Genomic DNA, 16,363 nt, shown 5'->3' with positions numbered 1-16,363 from the left:
GTTCACTCGATGAGCATCGAGACGAGGCGTCCGAGCTCCTCGCCTCCCGTGCGACGCAGCTGCGAGGCATCCTGCCCGTCCATCGCGCCGCGCACGGTCATGCCCTCCCACACGATCATCAGCATGCGGGCGGCAGCCTCGGCCGGCTCGCGCAGCCTGAGGTGGCCGGCGGCCACGATGTCGCTGATGATCTGGGCGATGCTGGCGACCATCTCGCGCTCCTGCGCGAGGTAGGCGGCGCCGAAGACCTCATCGCGAAGCGCCCTGATGCGGATCTCGCTCATGAGCATGACGCCGAGCCTGTCGTCACCGCCTGAATCCATGATGTCCTGCACCAGCTCGATCGGGTCGCAGCCATCTGCCAACGCTCCGTCGGCCGCCATCTCCTCGACGCGTGCACGCACGGCGCTGACGCGCACCTCTCCGACGCTCGCTGCGAGCGTGAGGAACAGTTCGTCTTTCGACTCGAAGTTCGAGTAGAACGCGCCACGGGTGAACCCGGCGCGTTCGCACACGGCCTCGACCGATGCTCCGTCGAGACCGACCTCGGCGAAGACCTGGGCTGCGGCGTCGAGCAGACGCGCCCTCGTGTTCTCGCGACTGCGCGTAGCGGGTGTCGTCATCGATTCATCTTCCCACTGGGTCCCTGAGCCTGTCGAAGGGTTCTCACCCGACGCACAGACTTTCGGGTGGAGGTCCCTTTACGATACATCTATGTATTGGATACACCTGTGTATCCAATAGTGGGAATCCCGAAGGAGCCTCGTGTCCACTCTCCTGTCCTCGCTCGGCCGCTGGTCGTTCCGGCACCCCTGGCGCGTACTCGTCTCCTGGCTCATCGTCTTGGGCATCGCGGGCGCGGGCGCGCTCACGCTGGGAGCGGGCACGGACAACTCGTTCTCCATTCCCGGAACCGAGTCCCAGGCGGGCCTCGAGCAGCTCAACCGCTCGTTCCCCGCTGTCAGCGGCACCAGCGCCCAGATCATCGTCGTCGCCGCAGACGGCGACTCGATCACGGATGACCCTTACCGGAAAGACATCGAGAACGCGGTCGATCAGCTCGCCGATCTCGACGACTCCGTGCTGTCGGCCACCTCTCCGTACGACGAGAACGTCAGCGGCATGATCAACGACGACAAGACCGCCGGAATCATCCGTCTGCAGTTCGACGGCCAGTCGACAGATGTCTCGGAGAAGACGAAAGACGGCCTGCGCAGCGTGGTTGCCGATCTCAGCGACGAGTTGCCGAGCGGTTCGCAGACCGCCCTCGGTGGGGATCTCTTCGCCACCTCGATCCCCGGAGTCACGCTCACCGAGGCGATCGGCCTCCTGATCGCCCTGCTCGTGCTGATCGTGACGTTCCGCTCCTTCGTCGTCGCCGGGCTGCCGCTGCTCACTGCCGTGCTGGGAGTCGGGATCTCCATGGCCGGAATCTTCGCGGCGACGGCCTTCGCCTCCGTCTCCTCGACCACTCCCCTCCTCGCTCTCATGCTCGGGTTGGCCGTCGGCATCGACTACGCGCTCTTCATCATGGCCAGACATCAAGATCAGGTCCGCGAAGGAGTCGACCCCGAAGAGTCGGCGTCGCGCGCCGTCGGCACGGCGGGCTCGGCCGTGGTCTTCGCCGGCATCACGGTGCTGATCGCCCTGATCGGACTCGGCTTCGCCGGCATCCCGTTCCTGACGACCATGGGCATCGCCGCATCGGCAGCCGTCGCGGTCGCCGTCGCGATCGCGGTGACGCTGACCCCCGCCCTGCTCGGCTTCATGAAAGGCCGGGTCGCCGGCCGTCCGCGCAAGGCGCCGACCCTTCGACGGGCTCAGGGGCCCAAGACGCGCGACTCTCAGCCCGAGAACGAGGGGAAGGCGACGCCTGCCCCGGCTGCACGTCGACGGTTCAGCGATCGTTGGGTGACGGGCGTCACGAAACATCCGATCCTCGTCTCGCTCGCCGTGGTGATCGGCCTCGGCATCGTCGCCGTGCCCGCTCTCAGCCTGAACCTCGCCCTGCCGAACGCGGGCGTGCTGCCCAAGGATTCCGAGGCGCGACAGAGTTACGATCTCGTCGGCGAGCAGTTCGGACCCGGCTTCAACGGGCCGCTGATCCTGACCGGCACGATCGTCACCTCCACCGATCCCCTGGGGCTCATGGAGGATCTGGGCGACGCCGTGGCCAAGATCGACGGCGTGAAGGAGGTCGCCCTCTCCACCCCGAACGAGACCGCCGACACCGGCATCGTGCAGATCATCCCGGAGACCGCCCCTGACGACCCGGCGACCGCGGATCTCGTGCGCGAGCTGCGCTCGCATCACGACGAGTGGCTGAAGGAGTTCGGCATCGATCTGAAGGTCACGGGGTTCACTGCGGTCGGCATCGACATCTCCGACCAGCTGGGCAACGCGCTGCTGCCGTTCGGGATCTTCGTGATCGGCCTGTCGCTGATCCTCCTGACCGTCGTCTTCCGCTCCATCTGGGTGCCGGTCACGGCCGCCGCCGGGTACCTGCTGTCGATCGTCGCCGGATTCGGCATCGTCGGCGCGGTGTTCGAATGGGGTTGGTTCTCCGACGCCCTGCATGTCGCGAAGGTCGGACCGATCATCAGCTTCATGCCGATCATCCTGATGGGTGTGCTGTTCGGCCTTGCGATGGACTACCAGGTGTTCCTGGTGTCGCGCATGCGCGAGGACTACGTGCACGACCCCGACGGGAAGAGCCCCGATCGCGCCACGCGACGAGCCGCCGCCCTGCGTGCCGTGCGCAGCGGCTTCACGGGATCGGCGAAGGTCGTCACCGCGGCGGGACTCATCATGTTCGCGGTGTTCGTGGCGTTCGTGCCCGAGGGCGACTCCTCGCTCAAGCCGATCGCCCTGGGTCTGGCCGCCGGCATCGCGATCGACGCGTTCCTCGTGCGGATGACACTGATCCCCGCGCTCATGGCGATCCTCGGCGAGCGCGCCTGGCAGATCCCGTCGTGGCTCGAGAAGATCCTCCCGAGCGTCGACATCGAGGGCGAGGCGGTCGAACGCGAGCGTCACCTGTCGGCGTGGCCGGGCGACGACTCGGTGGTCGCCGCCGACGACCTCGCACTGGCGGATGCCGGAATCGAGGCGTTGCATCTGCGCGTCGCTCAGGGCGGCACAGCGGTGCTCACAGGTGGCGCGCCCGGCGCGCTGCGTGTGCTCGCGCTCACGCTCGCCGGTCGCGTCACCCCCGATTCCGGTCGCCTGCGCGTGGCGAGTCACCTGCTGCCCGGTCGAGCGGCCTGGGTGCGCGCGCATGTGGGAGTGGTGCTCGTGTCGGATGCCGGCGCCGCAGCATCCGAGCTCTCCGAAGCCCTGCGGGGCCGCACAGCGCTCGTCGTGATCGACGGCGTCGACAGCCTCCCCGCAGCCGAGCGCGATCAGCTCGCGGCGCGCCTGCGAGACGCGGATGCCGCCACCGCCGTCGTGCTCACGGCCGCATCCCCCGCAGCGGCTCTCGAAATCCTGGCGCAGGCGGGCCGCCCGACTCCCGACGTGATCGATGTCTTCCCATCCGCCGATACCCCGGCTTCCCGCCGACACCCCGCCGTGCTGACGTCGCCAGCCGAGGGTCTCGACGACAACCCGGGGTCTGCGCACTCCGACGAATCCTCTGAGGTGACCGCATGACCCTCCCCATCGAGCGCGCACGTTCGCGCAAACCCATCACCTGGCTGACGATCCTCGGGGTCCTGCTGCTTCCCGCAGCCGTCGGCGGGATCCTCGTCGCGGCCCTGCAGAACCCGACGGAGCGGCTCGACTCGATGACCGCGGCGATCGTCAACCTCGACGAACCCGTCACGATCGACGGTCAGCTCACACCGCTCGGCCGCCAGCTCGCTTCCGGTCTGGTCGAGGGATCGGACGATCTCGACTCGAACCTCACCTGGGTCATCTCCAACGAGGACGATGCGAAGGAGGGTCTCGCCGACGGCACCTACCAGGCCGTCATCACGATCCCCGAGGACTTCTCGAAGGCGGCGACCTCGGCCGGCACCGCGATCGCCGACGGCGGGGGCTCCGCATCCGACGATGCGGAGAAGGCGACCATCCAGGTCACCACTCCTCCGGATGGACTCGTCGCCGACGACCTCATCACCGGGCAGATCGCCTCGGTGGCGGCCTCGAGCATGGGCTCGATGCTCAGCGAAGCCACCATGGGCAATGTGCTGGTCGGCTACACCACGCTCGGCGATCAGATCGGCGAGGCCGCGGACGGCGCAGTGAAGCTCGCATCGGGAGCCCGGGATGCCGCCACCGGCGCCGCGGCGATCCCCGACGGGGCGACCAAACTCGCCACCGGGGCGACCGGGCTGAGCACCGGAGCGTCCGACTTGTCCACCGGACTCACCACGATGGCGGGCAGCGCTCGGCAGCTCGCCGGCGGGGCGACGCAGCTGGGCTCCGGGCTGCTCTCGGGGGCGACGCAGCTCGAGCAGAACACGGCGGGCGTTACGGCGCTCGTCGGTGGCATCCAGACGGCCGCGGGATCAGCGAAGACGGCGTCGACCGGCTCTGCGACGCTCGCGGGAGATCTCGGCGCTCTCGCAGTCGACTGCGCGAAGCCAGACTCGGGAGTGCCCACGGCTGTCTGCGATCGGATCACAGCGGCAGCCACGTCTGCCGGCGACGTCGCGACCTCCGCAGGCACGGCATCCGCCATCCTGAACGACCCTCAGACCGCGGGCGGCGTCGCCGCCCTTCCCGGCACGTTCTCCACGCTCGCGACCCAGATGCGCACTGCCGGCACCGGCGCCTCTTCGATCGCCGCCGGCCTCAACCAGCTCGCCACCGACGGCCTCGACAAGTCCGCCGCTGGTGCTACTCAGCTCTCCGACGGCGCGGCGCAGCTGTCTGACGGGGCCACCCAGCTCGCCAGCGGCGCGGGCGAGCTGGCGACGGGCCTCGACACCCTGGCGACCGGCACCGGCGATCTCGCCGGCGGTCTGCGCACCGCATCCGACTCCCTCCCCTCGTTCAGCGACGGAGAGTCGAAGTCGCTCGCCACCGTCATGGCTGACCCCGTGAAGACGAACGCCGAGGCGACCACGATCTTCGGTCCGACGGCGATCCCGCTGCTCGCCGCAGTGGTGCTCTGGTTCGGCGGCCTCGCCTCGTTCATCGTGATGCGGGCCCACACCGCGCGCACCCTGACCTCGCGACGCTCCTCGGCGGCCCTGGCGCTGCGATCGTTCGCACCCGCCGCCCTGATCGGGGCAGGGCAGGGCGTTCTCGTCGCGCTCATCGTGCAGATCGTCGCGAGCTACGACGCGGGCACCTGGTGGGCATTCGCCGGCACCGCGGTGCTCGCGGGCGTCGCGTTCGCCGCAGTGAACCAGGCGCTCGTCGCCGTGTTCGGCGGCATCGGGCGCTGGGTGGGTGCTCTGATCGGCGTCCTCGCCGTGGCGACGGGTCTCATCTCGACCGTTCCGGACTGGCTCGCCTCGATCGGCGCTGCGCTGCCCACAGCCCCGGCCTTCACCGGACTCATCGCCGCGAACGGCTCTGCCGCTGCCGGGCTCATCGTATGGGGTGTGCTGTCGCTGGTCGTCACGACCCTCGTGATCACGCTGCGGCGTACGACCTCGGCGAAGACGGTGCTGGCCACCGCCTGATGCCGAGCGCGGTCGGACGCGCATCTCCGAGTCCCCTCGGAGGTGCGTTTCCGGCCGGGGACGAGTGCAGCGGCCCGGACCGATGACGACGGATGCCGTGAGAAGACGTACGCTCGGGAGATGCGCCGTCCGTTCATGAGCACCCCCGAGCAGCTCGCCTCGCTCGAGGGTCAGCAGTATCTCGTGCTCCGTCCGACGTCCGTCGTCGCCGACCGCTACCGCGCGGAACAGCGCACCGCGCTCGCACGTGCGGACGTACCGCACCCGCACACCGGGCACGTCACGCTGCGAGGCTTCTTCGAGCCCGAGCGGCGTGAGCAGCTGGCAGCGCTCGTGCGCAGGTGGGCAGCGGCTCAGCCGCCGATCGAGGTCGTCGCCGAGGCGGTCGACGCCTTTCCCGCGCCCTGGCAGATCCTCATCATCCGGTTGTCGCGCACGCCGAGCCTGCTCGCAGCGTACGCGCGCCTGACCGAAGCGCTCGACCGCACCGACCTCCGTCGGCTCGGCGAGCTGCCTCTCGAGGAGTGGACGTTCCACATGTCACTCGTCTATGCGAAGACCCTCGCGCCCGCACCGTGGACGACGCTCTCGCACATGTCACGTCGCTCGATCGGCGGGCGGCCCGCTGAGACCATCGGCGAGGCCGAACTCGTCTGGTACGAGAACGGCGAGGAGCACTCCGAGATCATCCCCTTCACCGGCTGACCCCCGGACGCACCGCGGCCGACGGGCGTCATGACAGCCCGTCGAGGGCTCAGCTCAGGCCGGAGTACGCGTGCAGGCCCTTGAAGAAGACGTTCACGATCGTGAAGTTGAACATCACGGCGGCGAAGCCGACGATCGACAGCCAGGCCGAGGGGTTGCCGCGCCAGCCGCGCGTCGCACGTGCGTGGATGTAGCCGGCGTAGATGACCCAGATCACGAAGGTCCAGGTCTCCTTGACGTCGAAGCCCCAGTAGCGACCCCAGGCGTCCTGCGCCCAGATCGCTCCGGCGATGAGCGTGAAGGTCCACAGGATGAACCCGATGATCGAGAAGCGATACGCGAGGCTCTCGAGGCGGTCGGACAGGGGAAGCGTGCGCAGGAATCCGGGACCCGTCTTCGCCGCGCCTTCGCGAACCAGACGCTCTCGTCGTGACTGCATGAGCTGCAGCGCCGACAGCGCGAACGCCAAGGCGAAGAAGGCCGTTCCGAGCGAAGCGACGAACACGTGGATGATCAGCCAGATGCTCTTGAGGGGATCCATCAGCGGGGTGACGGCGACGTAGAAGTTCGTCGCCGCGAGTCCGAGCAGGATCACCACGAGTCCGGTGATGAAGGTGCCGAGGTAACGCAGGTCGATGCGGGTGAGGACGATGAGGTAGACGAGCACGATCAGCAGCGTGCCGATCATCGCGAACTCGTACAGGTTGGCCCAGGGCACACGGCCGGCGGCGATGCTGCGGGTGACGACCGCGGCGAGGTGGAACACCCACGCCAGGACCATCAGCGAGGTGCCGATGCGCGCCATCACGAACCGCTGCGGTGCCGGATCGACGGGGGCTCCGGTAGGCGTGACCGCGCCGGAGCCGCTGCGAGCGCCGGCGCCGACCAGTTCGCGCTCGCGAACTGTCTGCGCATCCGCGGTCGCCTGCGAGCGGCGGGCGAGGTCGAAGGCGTAGGCCACGAACGACGCCGCGTAGATCGCGATCGCGGTCCACAGCAGGACCGGCGAGATCACGGAGAGATCGAACATGCTGTCAGTCTACTTTCGGGGTGTCGGATGCCGGGGGCTCGAGTTCTTCGGCAGATGCTGCGGAATCGGGCGCTTCGTCTCGGTCGGCGTCGCCGTCCTCGCTCGACGATCGGGGCACGGCCGACGTGACGCCGGCGGCGTCGAGCAGTCGGGCGTGGCCGGCGACGAGGTCGTCGACCGCCGCCGCGAGCGTCGGATCCTCGCCCCGGGCGAGGGCGGCGTACTCGAGGGCCACGCCATCGCCGGCAGCGACAGCCTTGACCCACACGCGCCGGCGCGGCACGAACAGGGCGAGCATCAGACCTCCGAGCGCGAGGAGCGCGAAGACGAGCACCCACACCGACGACGAGTCGTGATGGATCTGCAACGACGCGAACCTCTTCACCGACTGGGTGAGGTCGGTCGCTCCGGCGGGAGACTCGTCTTCGAAGGTCACGGTGCCGAGGCCGTTCGGCAGATCGGCGGTTTTTCCGGGGGTGAGCTCGATCGACTCCTCCCCGATCGCTCGACCGGTGAGCTGGGTGAGATCCGTGGTGTCGAGCACGTAGACCGATCGCGGCGTGCCGTCGTCGATGCCCAGATCGCCCTCGAACACGTCGAGCGTGAGCGTGGGGTTGAACAGGTCGCCGTAGGCGGAGGCGATCGCGCCGTCCTTGCCCGCCGCCGCCGTCGGATAGAACAGCCCGCGGATTCCGAGCTGCTCCGGCATCCCATCGGTCACCTTGACGATGCCCACGGAGAACAGGTTGTTGTCCTGCGGGAGGAACGGGACGCTGTTCGTGAAGACGACCTTCCCCTCGGCGTCGCGGACCGTGATGGTGGGCGCGTAGCCGTTGCCGAGCAGATATACCCGGTCCCCGCCCACCTCCAGCGGATGGTTGACCTTCACCGAGCCTGTGCGCTTGTGCCCGTCTTCCTTGACCGTCATGTTCGCCGAGAAGTCGCCGGCCTGACCCGAACCGGGTTCACCGTACGGCTGGTACGTCACATCGAAGGTATCGAGTCGCATCGAGTAGGGCGTCAGCGCGCCGTCGCCGACGAAGCGTCCTCGATTCATCGAGTCGTAGTCGAGCAGCGTGTTCGCGAACGTCTCGCCCTCGACGAGCACGCGCTGGCCGGTGTAGGCGAAGCCTCCGCCCACGCCGACCGTGATGAGCACGCCGACCAGGGCGATGTGGAAGATGAGGTTGCCGGTCTCGCGCCAGTATCCGCGCTCGGCCGATACCGAGAACGAGCGTTTGTCGTCGTAGCGCTCCACGCGGTAGCCGAGCGCCTTCAGCTGCTTCTGCGCGATGTCGATCGTCGCAGCGGCGTCGGCCGCGGCATCCGCCCCCTGGGTCCCTGAGCCCGTCGAAGCGCGGGTCACGTCGCGGAAGTCGGCCAGCCTCTTCAGCCGGGCCGGAGTGCGGGGCGGCCGGGCCTGCAGCGCCTTCGCATGATGCTTGATGCGCGGGATCACGCAGCCGACGAGCGAGGTGAACAGCAGCAGGTAGATCGCCGAGAACCACGGCGACAAGTACACGTCGAACATCTTCAGCGCGTCGAGCACCGGGAAGAGATCGGGATTGTCGCGCTGCCACTGCGTGACGCCGTTCGGATCCGCCATGCGCTGCGGGAAGATCGAGCCGGGGATCGCGGCGATCGCGAGCACCAGCAGCAAGATGAGTGCCGTGCGCATCGAGGTGAGCTGACGCCATCCCCACCGCAGCCAGCCGACGAAACCGAGCCTCGGCTGGGTGATCGTGTCGTCGCCGTCGATGTGATCCGACGGGCGCAGAGGGTCGGTTTCCACGGAGTCCTTCTGGTCGTTCTGGTCAGTGAGGTCAGAGCGGGAGGATGACACTGCCCATCACCGCCGTCAGTCGCGACATGATGTCGGTCCACAGCCCGGACACCATCAGGACGCCGAGCACGATGAGCAGGACGCCGCCGATGATGTTCACGATGCGGATGTGCCGTCGGAGGAACCCGACGGTCCTGGTCGCCCAGCCGAAGCCGAGGGCGACGAGCAGGAACGGGATGCCGAGACCCAGCGAGTACGCGAGACCCAGGAAGCTCGCTCGGACCGGGTCGCCCGAGTTGAACGAGAGCGCGACGATCGCGCTGAGAGTCGGCCCCATGCAGGGCGCCCAGCCGATGCCGAGTGCGATCCCCAGCAGCGGGGCGCCGATCATCCCCGCCTTGGAGTCGACGTGGAAGCGCAGCTCGCGCTGTGCGAAGCCGAAGAATCCGAGGAAGACGAGTCCCATCAGGATGATCACCGCGCCGAGGACGCGCGTGATCAGGTCGCCCCAGCGCAGCAGGAAGACGCCGACCGTGCCGCTGAGCGCGGTGATGCCGATGAAGACGACGCTGAAGCCCAGGATGAACAGCAGCACGCCGAGCACGAGCTGGCGGCGGACGGGAGTCGCACCTGCCTGGGTCCCTGAGCCTGTAGAAGGGGCGGAGCGAGACGAAACGCCTCCGCCCGCCACGGCCCCGCCGAGGAATCCGAGGTACCCCGGCACGAGCGGCAGCACGCACGGTGACAGGAACGACAGGAGTCCGGCGAGCATCGCGACCGGGACCGCGATCCACAGAGCACCCGAGCCGATGATGGCGTCGGGGTTCACGACTTCTCCGCGAGTGCGTCCTTGACGAGCGTGGAGAGGATGGAGGGGCTGTCGATCGGGCCGATGATGCGGGCCGCGACGCGGCCCTGCTTGTCGAGCACGAGCGTCGTCGGGGTCGCCTGGATCGGCACGGCCTCGGCGAAGGCGAGCTTCGCCTCGGCTGTGTCGACGTCGATCAGGCTCGGGTACGTGATGCTGTACTCCTCCGAGAAGGCCTTGGCTGTGTCGGCCTGATCACGTGTGTTGACGCCGATGAAAGAGACGCCCTCGCCGTCGAACTTCTGCCAGACGGTCTCGAGGAAGTCCGCCTCGACCCGGCAGGGCGCGCAGCCCGCGTACCAGAAGTTGACGACCGTGACCTGGCCCGCGATGTCGGCGCTGGAGAACTTCTCGCCGTTCTCGGTGACGCCTCCGAATTCGACCGGTTCACCTCGGTCTGCGACGGGGATCTCGACGATCGCGCCGTCCGCTGCGACATAGCCGTTGTTGTCTCCGCTGAGGAAGGAATCGCTCACCGGATCGGGAGCGCACGCGCTCAGACCGACGACGACGATTGCGGCGAGCGCGGCTCCGACCGCACCACGGACGAAGCGGATGCGGGAGCGGCGGCCGCTGCGCATCGGGGTGTTCACAGGCGCGACAGGCACGAATCCCAGTGTACGCAGGGGTTCCTATGCGTGGGCCGGATGCAGGCAGGCGTCAGAAGCGCGCGAGGACGTCCGCGACGCCCTGCCGGAACTTGGGGCACATGGCGATGTCGTGGGCGCTGCACTGCATCGCGTGCTCGGTCATCGCCTTCGAGCGACGCATCTCGTCCATGCGCCGATCGAGGTCGTCGAGATGCGCCTGCAGCACCTGGTGGCGACCCGCACTGCCGTCGTCCAGCAGCACCCCGATCTGCTCGAGGCTCATCCCTGCGGCCTTGCTGCGCTGGATCACGGCGATGCGCACGACGTCATCCTCGCCGTAGCGGCGCCGGCCGGCGGCATCCCGCTCGGGCCGTAGCAGGCCCACCGTCTCCCAGTGCCGGAGCACGTTGGTCGGCAGATCGAAGCGAGTCGCCACGTCGCCGACGGACCACGGATGCTCAGCACTTGACTTCATGTTGACATGAAGTCACAGACTGAGCTCGAAAGCAAGACGAGAGGACCCACTCATGTACGACGTGATCGTGATCGGCGCCGGCCCTGCCGGCCTGCAGGCGGCGTTGACGCTCGGACGGATGCACCGTTCGGCCCTGCTCCTGGACTCCGGCGAGTACCGCAACGGCACCGTGCTGCACATGCACAACGTCGTGGCCAATGACGGCACCCCTCCCTCGGAGTTCCGCGCCACCGCCCGAGGGCAGCTCGCCGAGTACCCCGACGTGGAGATCCGCGACGTGGGCGCCTCGCACATCTCGGGCCGTGAGGGCGACTTCACGGTGCGACTCGTCGGCGAGACCGAGGTGTCCGCCCGCCGGATCGTCCTGGCGACAGGCGTCGCCGACGATCTGCCGGAGGTACCGGGACTGGCCGCGCTCTGGGGGACGCACGCCTTCAGCTGCCCGTTCTGCGACGGCCACGAACACGCAGGCAGGCCCATCGCGATCCTGGGCGCCGCGGCCCGCGCCGAGCACCTGATCAGTCTGCTCGGGCGCTTCGTCGGAGCCATCTCGGTGTTCCCCGTCGGCGGTGACTTCTCGAAAGAAGAACGGCGGATGCTGGAGGCGCGCGGAGCCCGCGTGAGCGCCGTGGCTGCAGACGGGGTCGAACGCGACGGCGCCGATGTGATCGTCACGGCGGGCGGCTCGTCGATGTCGGTCGCCGGAGTCTTCGTCGCCTCGGTCGAGATGCGCCAGCGCGCCCCGTTCGCCGAGCAGCTGGGTCTGGCCATGCTGCCCTCGGGCGCGATCGAGATCGACGACTTCGGCGCCACCTCCGTGCCCGGCGTCTCGGCGGCGGGTGACCTTGCCCACCGCGCGGCTCTCCCGGGGGCGATGGCGTCGGTGCTGCTCGCGGCTGCGGCCGGTCAGCTGGCCGCGATCGGCATCGTCAAGGCGCTGAGCGCCGGTCAGTGAGCGTCGAACGACGGGGTCAGACCGCGCCGAGGTCGATTCCACCGGCGGCGGGCTCCGCATAGTCGACCTCGCGCCACACATCGCCGACGCGCTCGAACGAGGTCACGCTCGACAGCGCGCAGCGCCGCGTGCGCGGGTCGTGCCGAAGCGGGAGACCCGCGACCCGGAGATGCGTGATCCAGATCGGCGCCTGGTGCGACACGACGACCACGTCGCCGTCCGGGGCCGCGTGCCAGGCCTCATCCATCGCAGACAGCATCCGCTCTGCGATGGATGAGTACGGCTCACCCCAGCTCGGCACCGAGGGGCGCCGAAGGTGCCACCAGTTCCTGGGGTCCATCAGCGAGCGGCGCATCCGCGTGCCCTCGAACACGTTGGCAGGCTCGATCACGCGCTCATCGAGCACGGGCGTGAGCCCGAAGATCTCGGTGAACGGTTCGGCCGACTCCTGAGTGCGCTGCAGAGGCGAGGCGATCAGCGACGTCACCGGTCGATCGAAGTCGCGCACGTGCTCGGCGGCGGCCCACGTCATCCGCCGTCCTGCCTCGCTCAGGCCGTACCCGGGCAGCCTCCCGTACAGCACGCGTCCGGGATTGCGCACCTCGCCGTGCCTGACCAGATGCAGTCGCGACGCCGTCATGCCCGTCGACGCCCTGCGGCGAGCGGGACGATGCGGGTCGCTGCAGCGAAGAGATCGCCGTCGCAGAAGACATCAGAGGCGAGACGCATGACGGCCTTTCATGAGAGGAACGGGGCCAGCGCTGGCGAGTCTACTGAAAGCGTCCCCGGTAGACTTGCGGGGTTCACCATTTCCCAGATCAGGAGGAATCCTCCGTGCTTCGCACTCACTCCGCAGGCTCCCTGCGAGCAGAGAACATCGGTCAGACCGTCACCCTCACGGGCTGGGTCGATCGTCGTCGTGATCACGGAGGAGTCGCGTTCATCGATCTGCGGGATGCATCGGGCATCGCCCAGGTCGTCATCCGCGACGAAGAGGTGGCCCACCCGCTGCGCAACGAGTTCGTCCTCAAAGTCACCGGCGAGGTGTCCCGTCGCCCCGACGGCAACGAGAACCCCAACCTGCCGACCGGCGAGATCGAGCTCATCGCGAGCGACGTCGTGGTGCTGAACGAATCCGCGCCGCTGCCCTTCCAGGTCTCCACGGCGCTCGCCGAGACCGAGAACGTGGGCGAGGAGGCGCGGCTGAAATACCGTTACCTCGACCTGCGCCGCCCGGCGACGGCATCCGCTCTGCGCCTGCGCTCGAACGTCTACAAGGCGATCCGCGATGTGCTGCACGCCGAGGACTTCACCGAGGTCGAGACGCCGACGCTCACCCGCTCCACCCCCGAGGGCGCCCGTGACTTCGTCGTGCCCGCTCGCCTGCACCCCGGCAGCTGGTACGCCCTGCCGCAGTCGCCTCAGCTGTTCAAGCAGCTGCTCATGGTCGGCGGCGTCGAGAAGTACTTCCAGATCGCGCGCTGCTACCGCGACGAGGACTTCCGGGCCGACCGCCAGCCGGAGTTCACCCAGCTCGACATCGAGATGAGCTTCGTCGACCAGGAAGACGTCATCGCTCTGATGGAGTCGCTCGTCGTCGCGATGTGGAAGACGATCGGCGTCGAGGTGCAGACGCCGCTGCCGCGCATGACCTATGCCGAGGCCATGGCGAAGTACGGCTCGGACAAGCCCGACCTGCGCTTCGGACTCGAACTCGTCGAAGCGACCGAGTACTTCAAGGAGACGCCGTTCCGCGTGTTCCAGGCCGAGTACGTCGGTGCGGTGCGGATGCCCGGTGGGGCCTCGCAGCCGCGCAAGACGCTCGACGCCTGGCAGGACTGGGCCAAGCAGCGTGGCGCCCGCGGCCTCGCCTACGTGCTCTTCAACGAAGACGGATCCCTCGGGGGCCCTGCCGCGAAGAACCTCTCCGACGCCGAGCAGGCAGGCCTCGCCGCGTTCGTCGGCGCCGAACCCGGCGACTGCGTGTTCTTCGCCGCCGGTTCCACGAAGGAGTCGCGCGCGCTCCTCGGCGCCGCGCGCGTCGAGATCGGCCGTCGCCTCGGCTACCTGAACCCCGATGAATTCGCGTTCACCTGGGTGGTCGACGCACCGATGTTCGAGCCCGCAGCGGATGCCGTGGCATCCGGCGACGTCGCCGTGGGCGCCGGCGCCTGGACGGCCGTGCACCACGCCTTCACCGGCCCGAAGCCCGAGTTCCAGGACACCTTCGACACCGACCCCGGGTCTGCGCTCGCCTACGCGTACGACATCGTGTGCAACGGCTCGGAGCTCGGCGGCGGCTCGATCCGCATCCACCGCGAAGACGTGCAGAAGCGCGTCTTCGAGGTCATGGGCATCAGCGACGAGGTCGCGCAGGAGCAGTTCGGCTTCCTGCTCGACGCGTTCAAGTTCGGCGCCCCGCCGCACGGCGGCATCGCGCTGGGCATGGACCGCGTGCTGCAGCACCTGTCGAAGAGCGAATCGATCCGCGACGTGATCGCCTTCCCGAAGTCGGGTGGCGGCTTCGACCCGCTCACCTCCGCACCTGCGCCGATCAGCGACGCGCAGCGCAAGGAGGCCGGAGTCGACTTCGTGCCGGAGGATGCCGAGGCCTGAGCTTCGCACCACCGGTCGTTGAGCGAGGAGCGCAGCGACGAGAAGAAACGCCTCATGTTCTACCGGAGCATGAGGCGTTTCGTCTCGCTGCGCTCGCTCAACGACCGGTTGCTCAGCCCGCAGGTCGAAGCCTCCCTCAACGACCGGTGGCTCAGCCCGCAGGTCGTTGAGCGAGCGAGCGCCAGCGAGCGAGACGAAACGCGTGAGGTGAAGCGGTGCGTCAGAGAGCAGCGAGTCCCGGCGCGATGTTCTCGTTCCAGACGTCGACGCCGAGTTTCGCGATGAGCGCGATGACGACGACGAGGAAGACCACGCGGATGAACGTCGTCCCGCGAGAGATCGCCATCCGCGAGCCCAGATAGCTTCCGGCCACGTTGGCCACGGCGAGGATGCCGCCGAGCAGCCACAACACGGCGCCGTGCGGGATGAACAGGATGAGCGCGCCGGCGTTGGTCGCGAAGTTCACGATCTTCGCCTTCGCACTCGCCTGCAGGAAGTCGTAGCCGAGCAGCGCGACCAGCGTGATCACGAGGAACGTGCCCGTTCCCGGGCCGATCATGCCGTCGTAGAAGCCGATGCCGAGGCCCGCGGCCCCCGCCGTGATGTGATGCTTGTGCCCGTGGAACCGCAGCTGCGTCGCGGCGCCCAGCTGCGGCTTGAACGCGGTGAACAGCGCGACGGCCAGCAGGGCGACGACGATGATCGGCTTGAACGCGGATGACGGGAGCACGGTCGCGACCGCTGCTCCCCCGAAGGATCCGGCCAAGGCGATCGCTGCCATCGGAAGTGCTGTTCGGATGTCTGGCTTCGCCCGCCGGTAGTAGGTGACGCTGCTCGTGGCCGTGCCGAAGACCGAGCCGAGCTTGTTCGTGGCGAGCGCCTGCACGGGTGTGATGCCGGGGATCAGCAGTAGTGCGGGCAGCTGCAGCAGCCCTCCGCCGCCGACGACGGCATCGATCCACCCCGCGCAGAACGCGGCCACGACGACGAGGATCAGCGTGCCCCACGTGAGCTGCTCGAGCCCGAGCACAGCGCCGATGTCCATCCCTCCAGGATGTCAGACTGGCTGCATGCTCGATGTCCTCCCGCTGCCTCGCCCCCTCGACTCCCGTGCCGGAAGCGCCACCCTGCGCCGGGCGACGGTGCACGACGCGGATGCCGTCATCGCTCTGCTCGCCGACGACCCGATCAGTGCTTCGCGCGGCGACGTCGCGTCTGTCGAAGACCGCCCTGCGTACCAGGCCGGACTAGCCGACGTCCTCGGAGATCCCTCGAACGATCTCGTGGTCGTCGAGCTCGACGGGCAGATCGTCGCGACGCTTCAGCTCACATCGATCCCCGGGATGGCACGGCGCGGCGCCCGGCGCCTGCTCGTGGAGGCGGTGCGTGTGCGCAGCGACCTTCGCTCGTCAGGAATCGGCTCCGCGATGATGCGCTGGGTGTCGGATGCCGCGGCGCCCGCACTGGGAGCCGCGATGATCCAGCTCACCTCGGATGCCGCACGCGTCGAGGCGCATCGCTTCTACGAACGGCTCGGCTACGTCGGCTCTCATCTCGGCTTCAAGTACGCCGTCTCACGCTGACCCGGCATCCGAGGGCTCCACCCCCGAAGGACGACCGCGCTACCGAAGGACGAAGCCGGAGCGTTCGTCCTTCCGAGGCGCAGTCGTCCTTCCTTGGTGCAGGCGGGGCGACGGCATCCGAT

The 16,363-nt window shown here is 68.6% G+C and carries 14 protein-coding genes; 6 read left to right on the top strand and 8 right to left on the bottom strand.

Annotated features, from left to right (window positions below):
* Positions 1 to 2: 2 nt before the first annotated feature.
* A complete protein-coding gene (locus ACI3KT_RS11455; protein WP_307294922.1) occupies positions 3 to 623 on the bottom strand; it encodes a TetR/AcrR family transcriptional regulator in 621 nt (206 codons plus the stop codon).
* Positions 624 to 765: 142 nt separating this feature from the next.
* Between ACI3KT_RS11455 and ACI3KT_RS11450 the strand changes: the two genes are divergently transcribed.
* The 3 genes from ACI3KT_RS11450 to ACI3KT_RS11440 all read left to right on the top strand — a co-directional run bounded on the left by ACI3KT_RS11450 (position 766) and on the right by ACI3KT_RS11440 (position 6,341).
* Complete coding sequence (locus ACI3KT_RS11450) at positions 766 to 3,651, top strand: MMPL family transporter (RefSeq protein WP_404904335.1); 2,886 nt, start codon at positions 766 to 768, stop codon at positions 3,649 to 3,651.
* Positions 3,648 to 5,636: a YhgE/Pip family protein gene (locus ACI3KT_RS11445; protein ID WP_404904334.1), complete on the top strand. Its 1,989-nt coding sequence runs from the start codon at positions 3,648 to 3,650 to the stop codon at positions 5,634 to 5,636. Before ACI3KT_RS11450 ends, ACI3KT_RS11445 begins: the two co-directional genes overlap by 4 nt.
* A 120-nt stretch (positions 5,637 to 5,756) precedes the next feature.
* Complete coding sequence (locus tag ACI3KT_RS11440) at positions 5,757 to 6,341, top strand: 2'-5' RNA ligase family protein (RefSeq protein WP_292906220.1); 585 nt, start codon at positions 5,757 to 5,759, stop codon at positions 6,339 to 6,341.
* Positions 6,342 to 6,390: 49 nt separating this feature from the next.
* On the opposite strand, the gene ccsB is transcribed toward ACI3KT_RS11440, so the two are convergent.
* From ccsB to ACI3KT_RS11415, 5 genes are all read right to left on the bottom strand, one after another.
* Positions 6,391 to 7,371, bottom strand: a complete 981-nt coding sequence (gene ccsB, locus ACI3KT_RS11435) for a c-type cytochrome biogenesis protein CcsB (protein WP_307294914.1) — start codon at positions 7,369 to 7,371, stop codon at positions 6,391 to 6,393.
* Between the two features lie 4 nt (positions 7,372 to 7,375).
* The gene (locus ACI3KT_RS11430; RefSeq protein ID WP_404904332.1) at positions 7,376 to 9,163 is read right to left on the bottom strand and encodes a cytochrome c biogenesis protein ResB; all 1,788 of its coding nucleotides are present in this window, start codon (positions 9,161 to 9,163) and stop codon (positions 7,376 to 7,378) included.
* A gap of 31 nt (positions 9,164 to 9,194) precedes the next feature.
* Positions 9,195 to 9,983 (bottom strand): cytochrome c biogenesis CcdA family protein, encoded by a 789-nt coding sequence (locus tag ACI3KT_RS11425; RefSeq protein ID WP_307294909.1) that lies wholly within the window; start codon positions 9,981 to 9,983, stop codon positions 9,195 to 9,197.
* On the bottom strand, positions 9,980 to 10,603 hold the full coding sequence (locus ACI3KT_RS11420) for a TlpA family protein disulfide reductase (protein ID WP_404904390.1): 624 nt from the start codon (positions 10,601 to 10,603) through the stop codon (positions 9,980 to 9,982). Before ACI3KT_RS11420 ends, ACI3KT_RS11425 begins: the two co-directional genes overlap by 4 nt.
* 79 nt (positions 10,604 to 10,682) lie before the next feature.
* The gene (locus ACI3KT_RS11415) at positions 10,683 to 11,087 is read right to left on the bottom strand and encodes a MerR family transcriptional regulator (protein WP_404904330.1); all 405 of its coding nucleotides are present in this window, start codon (positions 11,085 to 11,087) and stop codon (positions 10,683 to 10,685) included.
* Between the two features lie 52 nt (positions 11,088 to 11,139).
* Between ACI3KT_RS11415 and ACI3KT_RS11410 the strand changes: the two genes are divergently transcribed.
* Positions 11,140 to 12,042 (top strand): NAD(P)/FAD-dependent oxidoreductase, encoded by a 903-nt coding sequence (locus ACI3KT_RS11410; RefSeq protein WP_404904328.1) that lies wholly within the window; start codon positions 11,140 to 11,142, stop codon positions 12,040 to 12,042.
* Between the two features lie 16 nt (positions 12,043 to 12,058).
* Here ACI3KT_RS11410 and ACI3KT_RS11405 read toward each other — a convergent pair whose 3' ends face one another.
* Positions 12,059 to 12,682 carry a histidine phosphatase family protein gene (locus ACI3KT_RS11405; RefSeq protein ID WP_404904325.1) on the bottom strand — a complete coding sequence of 208 codons (624 nt, stop codon included), beginning with the start codon at positions 12,680 to 12,682 and terminating at the stop codon, positions 12,059 to 12,061.
* A gap of 194 nt (positions 12,683 to 12,876) precedes the next feature.
* Between ACI3KT_RS11405 and aspS the strand changes: the two genes are divergently transcribed.
* The gene (gene aspS, locus ACI3KT_RS11400) at positions 12,877 to 14,658 is read left to right on the top strand and encodes an aspartate--tRNA ligase (protein ID WP_404904323.1); all 1,782 of its coding nucleotides are present in this window, start codon (positions 12,877 to 12,879) and stop codon (positions 14,656 to 14,658) included.
* 220 nt (positions 14,659 to 14,878) lie between these two features.
* Here the strand turns inward: aspS and ACI3KT_RS11395 are convergent, their stop codons facing one another.
* Positions 14,879 to 15,703 (bottom strand): sulfite exporter TauE/SafE family protein, encoded by an 825-nt coding sequence (locus ACI3KT_RS11395; protein ID WP_404904322.1) that lies wholly within the window; start codon positions 15,701 to 15,703, stop codon positions 14,879 to 14,881.
* Positions 15,704 to 15,728: 25 nt separating this feature from the next.
* Between ACI3KT_RS11395 and ACI3KT_RS11390 the strand changes: the two genes are divergently transcribed.
* Positions 15,729 to 16,241 carry a GNAT family N-acetyltransferase gene (locus ACI3KT_RS11390; protein WP_292906202.1) on the top strand — a complete coding sequence of 171 codons (513 nt, stop codon included), beginning with the start codon at positions 15,729 to 15,731 and terminating at the stop codon, positions 16,239 to 16,241.
* Positions 16,242 to 16,363 lie beyond the last annotated feature (122 nt).

It is taken from the genome of Microbacterium sp. ZW T6_19 (assembly GCF_044987465.1).
Lineage (GTDB): Bacteria > Actinomycetota > Actinomycetes > Actinomycetales > Microbacteriaceae > Microbacterium > Microbacterium natoriense_A.
The sequence above is the reverse complement of the archived record's forward strand: the minus strand, read 5'-3'. Positions and strand labels throughout refer to the sequence as shown.